Genomic DNA, 17,514 nt, shown 5'->3' with positions numbered 1-17,514 from the left:
GTTAATTTTAGTTTTAAAAATAACAGCTGTATTATTTTTTACAAAATTGAAAAAAATATGAATGTCAAAATTACTACATTTGGACAATGAATAATCAAATTCGGACATATCGAATGGCACAGGAACATGGATTTGTAATCAATCCACAGATTCCTGTTATGGGTTATACCGAAATGGTAAACAACGAAATGTGTATTTCGCATTCGCACCCAAGAGCGCAGCTTATCTATGCCACGCGCGGTGTAATGAATGTTGTGGTGGGCAATAACATTTGGGTTGTGAATCCGTTGCAAGGTTTGTGGCTTCCTAGCGGAGTAGAACATCAGGTTACTTTTCAGAAAGACGTTAATTATTACAGCGTTTTCATCGATCCGTCTTTTACGGGCGAATTGCCTTCAAATAGTTTTTCTTTTGATATTCCAATTTTTCTAAAACAATTGGTTTTTAAGATTATCACTTTTGGAACTGAAGGAAACATTTCGCCATCGCAAAGAAGAATTATCGATGTATTTTTAGATGAATTGGCTTTAATTATGCCAAGTGCCACTTTTCTTCCAACAACAAACAACGAAAGATTACAAAAAGTAGTGGAACTTTTGCTAAACGATGTTGCCAGCAAAAACACCATAGATTATTACGCCGAATTATCTTTTATGAGCAGTAGAACTTTATCACGCTTATTTATAAAAGAACTCGGAATGAATTTCAGCGATTGGCGTACGCGCTTAAAATTACTTGAAGCCATAAAAAGATTAGGCGAAAAACAATCTATAAAAGAAATTGCGCTCGATTTAGGTTACGAAACTGCAAGTGCTTTTATTTTTATGTTTAAAAAGCATTTAGGAAAAACACCTTCTAATTATATTTTGGAAGATGAGAATGAGGCTGATAAAATTTCAGCATAAAATCTGTTTCTATTTTTTGAATGAAAAATGATGATTGAATCTGAAAACAAATACGATCATTTTTGTTACAACACAAATATCTAAAATAGACAAAAATCGATACATCATTTTTTTTAGTACTAAAAAAGTGATAAGTCGTAATTTTATCCTTAAAAAATTATAAAAAACATTGAAGTATTATGATATAACAGGATAGTACAGGTTGTGAAATGTAAAAATAACACTTATCTTTAGCTCCAAAATAAACTTACTATGCCAAACCGCTTTCCCATTTTTAAGATTTTACTTCTTTTTGTTGCTCTCTTTAGCTGTTATTTAGTATCGGCGCAGGAAAAATCAAAAGAAGCGACATGGATCTGGTATCCAGGCGATTTCGAAATTTGGTTAAGCAATAAAATGCAGGTTAGACGTACAGAACGCGAAGCGGTATTTCCACCGCTTTGGCAATATTATAGTCCGTATGCTCTGGTAACTTTTCAAACAGAATTAGAGCTTCCGAAACCAGACGAAGTAAAAATCTATTCAGAAGGACCTTTTCAATTACTTTTAGATGGCGTTCAGGTTTACGGACAGCCAAAATCAATAACAATTCCTGCCGGAAAACATAAAATTTCTTTTAAAGTATACAATCAGGAAGTATTACCAGCCATTTATATTTCGGGTAATTATGTCAAATCTGATGCATCCTGGAAGGTAACCAACGAAGATAAACTTTGGATCGACGAAGCCGGAAAAGCACAACAATCCGGTACACCTTGGGTTCCTGTTGGTTCGTGGAATTTTGATTCGCCAGAAAATAAACCTTCCGGATTTAAACTGACAACCAAACCTTTGAGTGCAAAAAAAACAGAAAAAGTTGGTGCAGGCGAATTAGTAGACTTTGGAAAAGAAACTTTTGGTTATATTAAAATTCACGGTTTAAAAGGCAAAGGAAAAGTAGCGCTTTATTACGGCGAATCTCGCGAAGAAGCTTTGGATTCAGCTAAATGCGAAACCTTAGATCATTTATCTTTTGATGGAAAACAACCTGAAACTTATACACACAGTGGATCAAAAGCATTCCGCTATGTTCAGGTGCAGGCAGATGCAGGCGTAAAATACGATTCGATTTCGATGCTTTATGAATATTTACCATTAGATTATCGTGGCGCATTCAAATCTTCAGACGAATTATTAAATAAAATTTGGGATGTTTCGGCTTATACGATGCATTTAACTTCCCGTGAATTTTTTATTGACGGCATCAAACGCGACCGCTGGGTTTGGTCTGGCGATGCTTATCAAAGTTATTTAATGAATTATTATTTATTCTTTGATTCGCCTTCTGTAGAACGAACGATGTCAGCGCTTCGCGGAAAAGATCCTGTAATGGCTCACGTCAATATCATCATGGATTATTCTTTGTATTGGTTTGTAGGTGTTTACGATTACTATTTACACACAGGCGATACAAAATTCATCAAAACTTATTATTCAAGAATGAAATCGCTTATGGATTTCTGTTTAGAAAGAAGAAACAAAAACGGATTTCTAGAACCTTTAGAAGGCGACTGGGTTTTTATTGACTGGGCAGACGGACTACCAAAAACTGGCGAAGTTAGTTTTGAGCAGATGCTTTTGGCAAGAAGTTTAGAAGCCATGTCGGTGAGTGCTGAAATTGCAGGTAAAAGTGAAGATCAAAAACAATATCAAAAATTAGCTTCTGAATTAAAAACTTCATTGTTCGATGTGTTTTGGGATAAAAAAGAAAACGTGATGAAGCATCAGCGTATCGACGGTAAAATGCAAAATATCGTAACCCGATATGCGAATATGTTCGGTATATTCTTTAATTATTTTACTGAAGAACAAAAACAAAGTGTAAAAAATAAGGTATTGCTCAATAAAGATGTTCTTCAAATCACAACGCCCTACATGCGTTTTTATGAGTTGGAGGCGTTATGCGCAATGGATGAACAGAAATTTGTTTTAAATGAAATCCGTGATTATTGGGGTGGAATGTTAAATCAAGGCGCGACATCATTTTGGGAAAAATACGACCCAAAACAAAGTGGAAAAGAACATTTAGAAATGTATGGACGCCCTTACGGGAAAAGCCTTTGCCACGCTTGGGGTGCAAGTCCGATTTATTTATTAGGAAAATATTATTTAGGTGTAAAACCAACTGCTCCGGGATATTCAGAATATGAAATAAAACCAAATTTGGGAGATTTAAAATGGATGGAAGGAAAAGTTCCAACACCAAACGGAGAAGTTGCCGTGTATTGCAGTACCAAAGAAATTAAAGTAAAAGCAGGCGAAGGAGAAGGAAAATTAATTTTCAAAAGTGCAAGCAAACCCAAAACAAACTCTGGAACGATTACGGAATTAGCAAAGAATAAATATCAGTTGATTGTAAAACCGAATGTGGAGTATGTCGTGAGTTATAAGGCTATTTAGATTATTCATCCAGTATGTCATTGCGAGGAACGAAGCAATCTCACTAACAATGATATTAAGTTTGATTTTGCAAATGTGATTGCTTCGTTCCTCGCAATGACAGGAAGCTGATTCTGGAATCAATAAAAAAAATAAAAAACCAATGTTTTCAAAAAACACAAAATACAGTTTCAAATTAAAAACCGCTTTCTTAGCGCTGTTTCTCCTATGCTTACAAACAAACGCTCAAACAGCATGGAAATCAGCGTCATTTGAAATTGTAAAATCAAACTATAAAACATTCAAAACTACACAATACGCTCATGTATTTTCGGGAAGCAAACATAACATTGTTCGTGTCGCTCCTGAATTACAAGGATTGACAGGAATCGAACTTCCGTTAGATAAATATAAAAATGGAAATAATGCTCCATTACAGTTAAAATTTAAAGAAGCTGTTACGGTTTTAATTGGTGTTTTTCAGGATAAAAATACAGAATATCTTCAAGCAGATAAACTTCAAAAAGCCAAATTGATTTTAGAAAATGGCGCAACTGTTACCGGACTTCCTCCAGTAAATATCTATGCTGTTTCTTATCCAAAAGGAATACAAACTATCAATTTTGGAAAAGGATTATTTGCTTTTTTAGGAGTTGTAAAAGCTTCTGAAAAACTAGAAACAAGAAATGCGCAATTCCCAGACGGAAAATTATGGAACCCAACTTTTATAGTAGAAGGATTTTCAGATGAAAAACCACTTTTCGAAATTATCGGCGGAGAAAACAAGGCCATTATTGATGAAGGAATGTCTGGAACAGAAGGAATTCAGGGAGGTTTTGAAGGCGGACGTGTGGTAAAAGTCGGCGATACCTATCATATGTTTCCAACCGAGAGAGCGGGAGAAAAAGGCGTAGATTATTATTACGATCGCGTAAAAACCAAAATCGGACACTGGACAAGTAAAGATGCAATTCACTGGAAAAGAGAATCAACCATTTATCAGGCAAGCGGTGTTTATGCCGTAACCGAAGATGATAATCCGATGAACGATCGTCGTTCAGCGATTTGGTCGTATATGCCGGTTTTCAATGAAAAAACAAACAAATGGTACGGCTATTATTTGGCGTACACGGTAAGTAAAGAAATAGAACCAAATCATTCTTTCGGAAGAATTTGGCGTTGCGAATCGACTGTAGAAGGCATCAACGGAATTGGTGGTCCTTATAAAGATATGGGAATCATTATGGAACCTGGATTAGATTCTCAACCTTGGGAAGGACGTCAAGGTGTTGCCTCTTTTTTCCCGTATCAGGTAGGCGATAAATTCTTTGGTTTTTACAGTGGAGCATATCCATTTAATTCCTGGGCAGATTATCCAAAGAAATCAGGAAAAGGCTGGTTTGTAGCATTAGCCGAATCCAAAAGTTTAGAAGGACCTTGGTTGCGAATGAATAAAGGTTTGGAGCCGATAAAATCAATACATCCGCTTTTTGTTGAAAATCCAATAGTGAGTCAGTTGCCGAATGGATTATATATCGCAATTTTCGATGGAGGCCCGGACGGATGGGGACATCATTTACCCAATATGATCGGATATTCATTATCTGCAGATGGCGTAAATTGGCATGAAGCACATTATTTGCCAATAGAAACCAAAGTAGATAAATGGTGGGATATTATGAGAACACCGCTATGCCTAATCCCGGAAGGGAATGAAGTTTACACTATTGTATATAACGCCATAGATCTCAAAAAAAGATTTCATCCAACAGGAATGGTTAAAGTAAAACTAAACAAAGATGTAATGGAAGCTAGATTAGCTGAGTTGAAAAAATAGAACGCGGATGACGCGGATTTACTTCGTAAAAACGCTGATCTACGCTGATTTTTTTAAATTATAATGAAAAATTTTTCCGCAGATTAGCAGATAAAAATCCGTAATAATCTGTGTCTTTACGAAGTAAATCCGCGTCATCCGCGTACAAAATATACACAAAGAATATGAAAATTAAGTATTTATTTATTGCTGTAATTGCAGTCCTGTTAACAAGTTGCGCGACCAAATACAAGAAGCGTGAAATTACAGAAAACGTAATGCAGGAAATTTACAACGAAGTAAAAACACCTTATAAATACGGATTGGTAATGGTGCCAACAGACAACTCCTATAAAATGGATTGTCCAAGCGTTTTCAGAAAAGACGGAAAATGGTACATGACGTATTTAATTTATGACGGAAGAGGTTACGAAACCTGGTTAGCAGAAAGTGATAATTTACTAGATTGGAAATATTTAGGAAAAGTAATGTCATTTTCAGAAAATGAAAAACACTGGGATGTCAACCAAAAAGCGGGATATATTTCATTGCAAGACATGACTTGGGGCGGAAGTTACGAATGGGAAAAATACGAAGACAAATACTGGATGAGTTATTTTGGTGGAGACAGCAAAGGTTACGAAGCTGGCGTTTTGTCAATCGGAATGGCGTATACAAAAGAAGCGCCGATAAAACCACACGAATTTCAAAGATTAGAAAATCCGGTTTTGACACCAAAAGACAAAGACGCAAGATGGTGGGATAATAGTACGATGTATAAAAACAGTGTAATTCGCGATAAAGATAAATTAACGGGACACAATTTTATCATGTATTATAATGCCCGTGGCGATAGTTTAAATCCTGCTAAAGGTGCAGAGCGTATTGCTATGGCAGTATCGAACGATATGAAACATTGGGAGCGTTACGGTAATAAACCTTTAATCAATCACCATAAAGGAATCTCTGGAGATGCTTATATTCAGCGTATTAATGATACTTGGGTGATGTTTTATTTTGGAGCTTTCTGGACAGGCTGGAATCAAGGTGCCTTTAACCGTTTTGCCGTTTCCAATGATTTAGTAAACTGGACCGACTGGAAAGGTGACGATTTAGTTAAATCATCAGAACCATACGATGATTTGTTTGCACATAAATCATTTGTCGTAAAACATGATGGTGTTGTCTATCATTTTTATTGTGCTGTTAATAAAGCAGAACAAAGAGGAATTGCAATTGCAACGTCAAAAGATTTAGGAAAAAGTAAGTTGAATTTTGTGGCTCCGCCTGAGAAAAAAGCAAAGAAATAATGAACAATTTTAAAATACTATTATTATCCTTTTTTAGTTTTGGAGCTCTCCAGGCACAAACCGTTACAGGAGAAAAAGCAGGAATTCCAGAAAAACCTAAAAAATATGTTTACGCGCCGTGGGAAGACCCAACCGTAACAAGTATTAACAGAGATGCTTCTCGCGCTACAGGATATTCTTATACCAATATTGAAGATGCGCTTAAAGGTGACAGAACCAAAAGCCGATTTAAACTTTTAAACGGCGATTGGGATTATAAATATGCCGTAAATTTAGAAGAAGCTTCAAAGGATTTTTATAAAACAAAAGTTTCAGGCTGGGACAAAATTGAAGTTCCGTCGAATTCAGAATTAAAAGGCTATGATATTCCGGCTTACAAAAGCGCGGTTTATCCGTTTCGTCCTGTAAATCCGCCTTTTATTCCTAAAACAACCAATGCAGTTGGATCATATCAACGCAGTTTTACCGTTCCGGAAGATTGGAAAAATTTAAATATTACACTTCATTTCGGTTCCGTAAGTTCTGTTTTTCAGGTTTGGCTGAATGGTGAATTTTTAGGCTATGGAGAAGATACTTTCCTGCCTTCAGAATTTAATATTACACCGTATTTAAAAGCGGGAGAAAATGTAGTTTCAGTTCAGGTAATTCGCTGGGGAGATGGTTCTTATCTTGAAGATCAGGATCACTGGCGCATGAGCGGAATCCAGCGCGATGTTTTTATTATGGCTGAGCCAAAAGTGCGTATTCAGGATTTCTTTGTGCAGACCAAATTAGACAAACAATATAAAGATGCGGTTTTTAAACTTAGACCAAAATTAGAGAATCTTACAGGCGATACTATTAAAAATCAGAACTTTGAAGTTCAGTTGTACGATGCCAATAATAAACCATTATTTAAAGAAACTTTAAAAAAATCAGTTGATGCTATTTTAAACGAAAGTTATCCGCGTCTGGATAATGTTCGTTTCGGGATGTTTCAGGAAACGATCGAAAATCCAAAAAAATGGAGCACGGAAGAACCAAATCTGTACACTTTGATTATGGTTTTAAAAGATGCAAACAACCAAATTACAGAAGTAAAAAGCTGTAAAGTAGGTTTCCGTTCAATAGAATTTTCAAAAGAAAACGGCAAAATGCTCATCAACGGAAAAGAGACTTATGTGTACGGAATCAATCGTCACGATCATCATCCCGTTCGCGGAAAAGCTGTTACCAAACAAGATATTTTAGAAGATATTATTACGATAAAAAAGTACAATTTCAATTTTATCAGAACCAGCCATTATCCTGCCGATCCTTATTTTTATGATTTATGCGATAAATACGGAATCATGGTTATGGACGAAGCCAATCAGGAAACACATGGAATTGGCGGAAAATTAAGCAACGACCCAAAATGGACAAATGCTTATATGGAGCGCATGACCAGAATGGTAGAACGCGATAAAAACCACCCGTCTGTTGTAATGTGGAGTTTAGGAAATGAAGGAGGAAAAGGTCCAAACCATTCTGCGATGGCAGGTTGGGTTCATGATTTTGATTTAACGCGCCCAGTGCATTACGAACCAGCACAGGGAAATCCAAAATTAGACGGTTATATTGATCCGCTTGATCCCAGATATCCAAAAACAATCGATCATGCTTATCGATTCGAAAATCCGCAGGACGAACCTTATGTAGATATGGTAAGCCGTTTTTATCCAGGCGTTTTTACACCTAAATTTTTAGTCGATCAAAAGAAAGATACACGACCAATTATTTTTGTGGAGTATTCTCATGCGATGGGAAATTCAGTTGGAAATTTAAAAGAATTGTGGCATGAATTCCGTACGCTTCCAAGAGTTATTGGAGGTTGCATCTGGGAATTTAAAGATCAGGGATTATTGAAAAAAGATCCGGCAACCGGACAGGAATTTTTCGCTCAGGGCGGAGATTTTGGCGAAAAATACCATGACGGAAATTTCAATACCAAAGGAGTTGTCGATTCAAACGGAAAACCAAAAGGTTCGATTTACGAGTGTAAATGGGTTTTCCAGCCTGTGAGTTCAACAATGAAAGATGATTTTAAAATTGAAATAGAAAATCGTCAGTCGGTTAGATCTTTAGACTATTATATTCCGGTTTTAAAGATTTTAGAAAACGGAAAAATTATCAAAACGCAAATCCTTCAGCCATTAAAAGCAGAAGCAGGAAAATCGGTAACTTTAGATGTAAAGTCTTATTTGCCAAAAATGAAAAAAGAAGCAGAATATTTCTTAAACATAGAATTTCAGCTTCCGCAAAATGAAGATTGGGCACCAAAAGGGTATGCCGTTGCAGAAGATCAGTTTTTACTTCAAAAGAAAGAAATTAATTCATTCGAAGAAAAAGGAAATAAAGCTGAGGTAAGTGATTCTAATTCTGATTTTAAAGTAAAAGGAAAAACATTCGAAATCACAATTAATAAAACAAACGGAGCTTTGAGTTCGTATGTTTTTAATGGAGAAGAACAAGTTTTTGCGCCATTGCTTCCAAATTTTGTGAGACCACTGACAGACAATGATAAACGTGGCTGGAAGTCAAATAAACTTTTGAAACCATGGTATGTATCAAAACCAAAACTGACCAATATCGCTATTGATAAAAGCAATTCTCAAATAAAAATCACAAGTAATTATGAAGTGATTAAAGACAGTGCAAGTGTAAATGTTGTCTACAATATTAATCCAGATGGAATTATAAAAGTAGATTACAATTTAAAAGTAACGAACAAACTACCAAACATTCCAAAAGTCGGAATGCAAATGGGAGTTCAAAGAAAATTCGATCAGATTTCATGGTATGGAAAAGGTGAATTAGAAAACTATATCGACCGTAATTCAGGTTTAACTGTTGGAAGATATTCTCTGCCAATAAATGATTTTTTAGAACATTATGTAAAACCTCAGGAAAACGCCAACCGAACAGAAGTAAGATGGATGTCATTTACGACTCCGCAGAAAAACAAAGGTTTATTGGTTGTTAATGATAATCAGCCTTTAAGCATGAGTGCATGGCCTTATACGCAGGAAAATTTAAGCGCCAAACATACATTTGATTTAAAAGATCCGGGATTTTTAACAGTAAATATTGATTTAATCCAAATGGGAGTTGGAGGAAACGACAGTTGGACGATTGTAGCTCAGCCGTTAGAACAATATCAGATTCCGGCAAAAGATTATCAGTATAGTTTTTACTTGGTTCCTTTTACTTCTGCTAAAAATGGTTTGGAGGAAAGTTTGAAGAAGTTTAAGTATTAATGATGTCATTGCGAGGAACGAAGCAATCACACTAAGTTGCTCTCGTTATGAGATTGCTTCGTTCCTCGCAATGACAAGATTGCGGTGAAAAATTAGAATAAAAAAAATAATTATAAATGCTCAACAAAAAATACCTCTTTTTTATCTTACTCCTTGCGGGATTCGTCTCCGCACAGGAAACCTATAAAAAAGAAAATGCATTTTTTCAGCCCACTATAGAATCCTCAAAACCTTGGTTATATTGGTATTGGATGCAAAGCGCTTATTCTAAAGAAGGCATCACAGCCGATTTAGAAGCTATGAAACAAGCCGGAATTGGAGGTGCCTATTTAATGACCATAAAAGGGCCGGCAAATCCGCCATTGATGAATCCGCCGGTTTTGCAGTTGAGCAAGGAATTCTGGAATTTGGTGCATTGGGCATTGACAGAAGCAGACCGATTGGGCGTAAAAATAGCGTTTCATCCCGCAGACGGTTTTGCTGTTGCAGGCGGACCTTGGATTACGCCAGAAATTTCGATGCAAAAAGTGGTTTGGTCAGATCTTGCAGTAAACGGAAATAACTTCAAAAATATTCCATTACCAGTTCCAAATCATTACAAAGACTATTATAAAGATATTGCCATTTTTGCGATTCCGCAGAACGAAGCGATTGTTACGTCTTATCAAAAACAGCCAAAAGTTACATCAACTTTAGCCGATTTTGATGCTTCATTTTTGACTAATTCTGCCAAAGAAGATCAATTTAGATTAAAAGAAAAAGGCTGGGTTCAGTATGAATTTGATCAGCCGTTTGTATGTAAATCCATTCAGATTGAAACCAAAGGGAATAATTATCAGGCACATCGTTTAATCGTTGAGGTGAGTGACGATGGAAAAAACTTCAAAAGCCTGGCAAGATTAACGACGCCACGACAAGGGTGGCAGGATACAGACGCGTTTTATACCCACAGTTTAGTTCCGACAAAAGCAAAATATTTCAGATTTGTTTATGATCCGGCTGGAACAGAACCCGGCGCAGAAGATTTAGATCCTGCCAAATGGAATCAGGGTTTAAAAGTGGCCAAAATCATTTTGTCAAACGAAGCTTTAATCGATAATTATCAGGGAAAATCGGGAGCAATCTGGAGATTAAGTCCGCAGACAACCGAACAGCAAATTGCAAAATCAGATTGCATCGATCCTTTAAAAATGATTAATATTTCGAAGTTTGTTGATGCAAATGGGGTTTTAAATTGGAAATCATCTTCAAAAGGAAATTGGAGAATTATTCGTTTTGGATATACTTCGACAGGTCACGAAAATGCTACGGCAGGCGCGGGAAGAGGTTTAGAAGTAGACAAATTTAATACCCAAGCCATTCGTTTTCAACTGGATCATTGGTTTGGAGAAATGCTGAGAACTGCCGGGCCAGAACTTGCTTCAAAAGTCGTTAAAATCCTCCACATGGACAGCTGGGAATGCGGAAGTCAAAACTGGTCACCTGTTTTTCGAGATGAATTTAAAAAGCGAAGAGGTTACGATATTGTGGATTTTCTTCCGGTTATGGCTGGAATTCCGTTGAAAGATATTCAGACTTCAGAAAAAATATTATACGATGTTCGAAAAACAATTTCTGAGTTAGTTGCGGAGAATTTCTTTGGGACATTAAAAGATATTGCCAAAGAATCAAATGTAAAATTCAGTTCAGAAAATGTGGCACCAACCATGATGAGCGACGGACTTTTGCATTTTAAATATGTCGATTACCCGAGTGGTGAATTTTGGCTGAAAAGCCCAACGCACGACAAACCAAATGATATGCTGGATGCGATTTCGGGCGGACATATTTACGGAAAAGATATTATTCAGGCGGAAGCTTTTACCGAGTTAAAGATGGATTGGGACGAACATCCGGGAAATCTTAAAACGCTGGCCGATAGAAATTATGCCTTAGGAATTAACCGATTTTTCTACCACGTTTTTGTTCATAATCCGTGGACAGACAGAAAACCGGGAATGACTTTAGACGGCGTTGGAAGTTATTTTCAAAGAGACCAAACCTGGTGGAAACCCGGAAAAGCATGGGTTGATTATTGCCAGAGAGTGCAGTTTCAATTGCAAAAAGGAAAACCTATTATTGATTTAGCTGTTTTTATTGGTGAAGATCTGCCGTCTCGTGCGATGCTTCCAGATCGTTTAGTGCCTTTTATTCCGAATATTTTTGGAAAAGAAAGAATAGAAAGCGAAAAAATCAGATTAGAAAATGAAGGTCAACCGAGTTTAAGAGCGCCGAAAGAAGTGACTTCCTCTAAAAATTCAACCGATTTATCGCAATGGACAAATGCGATGAACGGCTATCAATATGATTCTTTCAATGCTGATGTCTTAACCAGAAATGCAAAGATCGAGAACGGAAAAATAACTTTTGGTAGTGGAATTTCATACGGCGCTTTATTGTTTCCGGGAAGTCATAAAATGGCACCGAATAAAATGATTTCTCTGGCTTCCGCCGAAAAAATATTGGAATTGATAAAAGCTGGAGGAACAGTTTTCATTGATGAAAAACCAAATCTACAACCCGGAATTCAATCAGAATCCGATCAAAAGAAATGGCAAATTGTAATTGATGAAATCTGGAATAACGCCAATTTATCTTCATGGAAAATCGGAAAAGGAACCGTTATAAAACTTCCTTATTTAGAAAATAATTTTGCCTCAATCGGAATTGCACAAGACGTTTATTTTCCGAATTTAAACAGAGCCGATTCAGAAACGATTGCGTGGACACACAGAAAATCTGAGTCTGAGGATGTTTATTTTATTTCAAATCAAAAAGAACAAAAAAGAACTTTCGAAACTTCGTTTAGAATTTCTGGAAAGTTACCGCAATGGTATAATCCTGTAACCGATAAAACGACTATTTTAGAAAATTGGAAAATCGAAAACGGGCGTACAATTGTTTCTTTATCATTAAATGAAAATGAATCTGGTTTTGTGATTTTTAAAGAAAAAACCAAAGAAGTTTTAGCGAAAGCTAAAGTTGCTGAATTTGAAAAAGTTCAGGTTTTAGATGAAAATTGGGAATTACAATTTGATTCGGAATTTAAAGGTCCGAAAGAAGTTGTAAAGACAAACAAACTTTTTGACTGGAGTACTTCAGAAAATGATCAAATTAAATATTATTCGGGAACCGTTATTTATAAAAAAGAATTTGTCTGGAAAGGAAAAGATTCGAATAAAATCTGGTTGGATTTAGGAGAAATCGCCAATATCGCCGAAATTTCAATCAACGGAAAAGACTGCGGAACGCTTTGGACATTTCCTTATAAAACAGATATTTCGAATGCATTACAAAAAGGAAAAAACACGATTATAATAAAAATAACCAACACCTGGGCAAACCGATTAATGGGTGATGAAAAATTGCCAAAAGAAGAAAGATTAACTTGGACAACTGCGCCATATCGTTTGGAAGGAAATCCGTTGTTGAAGGCGGGATTGTTGGGGCCGGTTACGATTGTGAAAGAAAAATAAATTTTGCCACTCCCGATAGCTATTGGAATAAAGGATTAAAAAGGATTTTAATTTGTAGTAAATCATAAGAATATGAATTGCCTCCTGCTTTAGCTGGAGGTTTAGAAAAGATAAGAATTGGGCTTTAGCCAAACAGAACATTTTGGCTAAAGCCTTGTTGAGATAAATATTTGTAACCTCCAGCTAAAGCAGGAGGCAATTCAAAAAAAATACAGATTAAGGATTTTCACATATAAAAGATTAATCCTTTTTAATCCTTTATCCCGATAGCTATCGGGAGCGGCAATAAAAAAAAAATAAAAATGAAAAAATCAATTATTGCAATTGTAATGGTTTTGGTAAGCTTCCAAATCAATGCAAAAATCAAACTTCCGGCATTGTTTACCGACAATATGATGTTGCAACAAAAATCAAATGCACCAATTTGGGGCTGGGCAGAAAAGAACGCAAATCTTACCATAAAAACCTCTTGGAATTCTAAAATCTACAAAGCAAAAGCAGATGCTTCGGGTAAATGGAAAACAGAATTGCAAACTCCAACCGCAGGCGGACCTTTTACAATTGAAGTTGCTGAAGGAAACGAAAAAGTAACCATTAAGAACATTTTAATTGGCGAAGTTTGGCTGTGCTCAGGGCAATCGAATATGGAAATGCCTTTGAAAGGTTTTCCGGGACAACCCGTAAAAAACGGAAATGAAATTATCGTAAGATCTACGAATAAAAACATACATTTTATAACCATTCCAAGAGCGACAGTTTTAGAACCAAAAGATGATTTTGAAGGAAAATGGGAAATCGCTTCACCAAAATCAACTGCTAATTTTAGCGCAACGGCCTGGTATTTTGGATCACTTTTACAGGAAGTTTTAAATGTTCCGGTTGGTTTGATTCATGTTTCATACGGAGGTTCAAGCATGGAAGCATGGATGAATCAGGAAATGCTGAAAGATTTTGCGAGCGCTAAAATTCCGACCACAAAAGAAGAATTAGCGAAAGATCCAAACCGCGTTCCGACGACTTTGTTTAATGGAATGCTTTCGCCTGTAATTGGTTACGGAATCAAAGGCTGTATCTGGTATCAGGGCGAATCGAATTACGAAAGAGCTTCTGAATACAAAGAGTTAATGAAGAAAATGGTAAGCAGTTGGAGAGCATTGTGGAAACAAGGCGATTTTCCGTTTTACTTCGCTCAAATTGCACCGTTTAATTATGCTTCTTTTCATCCAAAAGATTATCTGGAAAAATACAATTCGGCTTATTTGAGAGAAGCGCAATTGAAAGCTTCTGCAGAAATTCCGAATTCGGGAATGGCTGTTTTGATGGATGTTGGTGAAGAAAATAACATTCACCCAACAGACAAAGAAAAAGGCGGAAATCGTCTGGCATTTCAGGTTTTAGCAAAAATATACGGAGTTGAAGGTTTCGAATTTGAAAGCCCGAAATATAAAAGTATGGAGATAAAAGACGGTTCGGTAACGGTTTCTTTTGATGATGTTCCAAACGGAATTACGGCTTATGATGCGGCAGTTTTAGGTTTTGAAATTGCCGGGGAAGACAAAGTTTTTTATCCGGCTAAAACCGTATTAAGAAGAAAATCAGTGGTTTTAACTTCTAAAAAAGTTGTGAAGCCAGTCGCTGTTCGTTATTTATGGAAAGATTTCGCGAAAGCGGAATTATTTAGTACGGGTGGTTTGCCGGTTTCTTCTTTTAGAACAGATGAATGGTAGTATTGAGCGCTCCTGCAAGGTTTCCAAAACCTTGTAGGTGTTTAGAAGATGTTTAAAATTCCTTGGTGATAATAATTAATATTTTATCTCTCGCAGATTTTGCTGATTGAGCAGATTATATTATCTGCAAAATCTCCTAAATCTGCGGGAGAAAAACAAAAAAATAATACCTGCAAGGTTTTGGAAACCTTGCAGGAAACGTAAAAATGAAAAATTTAATACTAATATTTTTTCTCTTCACCACGCTTTGCATCAAAGCACAAATTCCTGTGCTTGATAATTACAACCAAATCTGGACAACACAAAGCAACAATTCATCAGAATCGATGCCTTTGGGTGGCGGAGATATTGGTGCGAATGTCTGGGTAGAAAAAGGAGATTTGTATTTCTATTTTTCGCGAAGCGGGACTTTTGATGAGCATAATACTTTATTGAAATTAGGTCGTGTGAAAATTTCTTTATCGCCGAATCCGTTTGAAGGGAAAAATGGCTTTCATCAGGAATTAAAACTGAAAGACGGATTTATTTTAGTTGAACAAAATAATACCAAAATCAAACTTTGGGTAGATGTTTTTAAACCAATTATCCATGTTGATTTAGAAAGTAAAAATCCGGTGAAAATGACGGCTTCTTATGAAAGCTGGCGTTATCAGAACCATCATTCAAAAGGAAAAGAAAATAATGCGAATTCTTATAAATGGGCGCCTCAGGGTGATCTTATTATTTTTAAAGATTCAATTGCTTTTGAAAATAACGGAGTGAAATTTTACCACAGAAACCGTGAACAGACTGTTTTTGATGTTGCTGTAAAACAACAAAAAATGGAATCGGTTAAAAATGAAATGATGAACCCGATTGCGAATCTTACTTTCGGTGGATTTATGAATGGTGATAATCTAAAACCAGACGGAACTTATTTAGGAAAATATCAGGATACGGATTTTAAGGGTTTTAATATGACAAGTATAAAACCTTCAAAAAAACATTCATTAGAAATTTATTTAAATACTAATGAATCTGATTTTTCTACTTGGAATAACGGATTGAAAACTTTGATTGCTGAAAATAAAAACACAGCGAAACAAGCTGAAAAAAACACAATAAAATGGTGGAATAGTTTCTGGAAACGCAGTTTTATTTTTACACAAAAAAATCAATCGATTGAGAAAGATTCGGTTTATCAAATTGGACAGAATTATCAGTTGTTCCGATACATGTTAGGATGCAATGCGTATGGAAAATATCCAACAAAATTCAACGGCGGACTTTTTACGGTTGATCCCGTTTACACGAATAAAGATTTGAATTTCACTCCCGATTTCAGGAATTGGGGCGGTGGAACAATGACGGCGCAAAACCAGCGATTGGTTTATTTCCCGATGGTAAAAGGCGGTGATTTTGATATGATGAAATCTCAGTTAGATTATTATCTAAGTCTTCAAAAAAATGCTGAATTAAGAAGTCAGGTTTATTGGAATCATAACGGAGCATCTTTTACGGAACAATTAGAAAATTTCGGACTTCCAAATCCCGCCGAATATGAATGGAAGCGTCCTACAAACTATGACCCTGGAATGGAATATAATGCGTGGCTGGAATACGAATGGGATACGGTTTTGGAGTTTTGTCAAATGATGTTACAGCAAAAAGAATTTGCAAAAGAAGATATTCAGAAATACAATCAATTCATTATCAGTTGTCTTCGTTTTTTTGATGAACATTATCAATATTTAGCCAAAAAAAGAGGAAGAAAGGCTCTGGACGGAAACGGGCATTTGATTCTTTTTCCGGGGTCTGGGGCAGAGACTTACAAAATGGCGAATAATTCTAATAGTACAATTTCAGCTTTAAAAATAATTTCAGATGGGCTGTTAAACCTTTCCCAAAAAGAACTGTCAAAAGAAGAGATTGAATATGTAAAAGCATTTCAAACCAGAATTCCTCCTTTGAATTTTGGAACAATTGAAAATCATAAAGTTTTAGTTCCGGCAAAATCTTGGGAACGTGTGAATAATTCGGAAGTTCCGCAATTGTATCCCGTTTATCCGTGGGGAATTTACGGCGTTGGAAAACCAGATTTAGAAACGGCTTTAAACACTTGGGATTATGATACGGATGCAATAAAATTCAGAAGTCATATTGGGTGGAAACAAGATAATATTTTTTCGGCAAGATTAGGTTTAACAGAAGAAGCAAAAAAATACAATCTCCTGAAAATGGCAAATTCAGAAAGAAGATTCCCAGCATTTTGGGGACCGGGATTTGACTGGGTTCCGGATCATAATTGGGGCGGATCAGGAATGATTGGTATGCAGGAAATGTTATTGCAGGAAGCCGATGGAAAAATCTATCTTTTTCCGGCATGGCCAAAAGATTGGAATGTTCATTTTAAATTACATGCTTCACAAAATACAATTATAGAAGCTGAACTGACAAACGGAACTATAAAAAATATAAAAGTTATTCCTGAAGAACGTACAAAAGACATTGTAAATCTGTTAGGAAAATCAATAGAAGAAAAAAGAAAATTAAAATAAAAAAATTA

The 17,514-nt window shown here is 36.0% G+C and carries 8 protein-coding genes; all 8 read left to right on the top strand.

What is annotated here, in order from left to right; translation table 11 throughout:
• Nucleotides 1–86: 86 nt before the first annotated feature.
• The 8 genes from EV144_RS15895 (at nt 87) to EV144_RS15860 (ending at nt 17,506) form a co-directional block, all read left to right on the top strand.
• Entirely contained in the window at nt 87–905 is an 819-nt protein-coding gene (locus tag EV144_RS15895) for an AraC family transcriptional regulator (RefSeq protein ID WP_134150154.1), read from the top strand.
• A 252-nt stretch (nt 906–1,157) separates the two neighbouring features.
• Nucleotides 1,158–3,344, top strand: a complete 2,187-nt coding sequence (locus EV144_RS15890; protein ID WP_134150153.1) for a family 78 glycoside hydrolase catalytic domain — start codon at nt 1,158–1,160, stop codon at nt 3,342–3,344.
• Between the two features lie 142 nt (nt 3,345–3,486).
• The gene (locus EV144_RS15885; RefSeq protein ID WP_134150152.1) at nt 3,487–5,160 is read left to right on the top strand and encodes a hypothetical protein; all 1,674 of its coding nucleotides are present in this window, start codon (nt 3,487–3,489) and stop codon (nt 5,158–5,160) included.
• Between the two features lie 164 nt (nt 5,161–5,324).
• A complete protein-coding gene (locus tag EV144_RS15880; RefSeq protein ID WP_134150151.1) occupies nt 5,325–6,449 on the top strand; it encodes a glycosylase in 1,125 nt (374 codons plus the stop codon).
• On the top strand, nt 6,449–9,727 hold the full coding sequence (locus tag EV144_RS15875) for a glycoside hydrolase family 2 TIM barrel-domain containing protein (RefSeq protein ID WP_134150150.1): 3,279 nt from the start codon (nt 6,449–6,451) through the stop codon (nt 9,725–9,727). Before EV144_RS15880 ends, EV144_RS15875 begins: the two co-directional genes overlap by 1 nt.
• A 116-nt stretch (nt 9,728–9,843) precedes the next feature.
• Complete coding sequence (locus EV144_RS15870; protein WP_134150149.1) at nt 9,844–13,242, top strand: glycosyl hydrolase; 3,399 nt, start codon at nt 9,844–9,846, stop codon at nt 13,240–13,242.
• Nucleotides 13,243–13,544: 302 nt separating this feature from the next.
• A complete protein-coding gene (locus tag EV144_RS15865; RefSeq protein ID WP_134150148.1) occupies nt 13,545–14,969 on the top strand; it encodes a sialate O-acetylesterase in 1,425 nt (474 codons plus the stop codon).
• Nucleotides 14,970–15,175: 206 nt separating this feature from the next.
• Complete coding sequence (locus EV144_RS15860; protein ID WP_134150147.1) at nt 15,176–17,506, top strand: DUF5703 domain-containing protein; 2,331 nt, start codon at nt 15,176–15,178, stop codon at nt 17,504–17,506.
• The last annotated feature ends 8 nt before the right edge of the window (nt 17,507–17,514 follow it).

Source organism: Flavobacterium sp. 270, from assembly GCF_004368785.1.
Classification (GTDB): domain Bacteria; phylum Bacteroidota; class Bacteroidia; order Flavobacteriales; family Flavobacteriaceae; genus Flavobacterium.
Note: the sequence above shows the minus strand (reverse complement) of the source record. Positions and strands in the feature narration are given on the sequence as shown.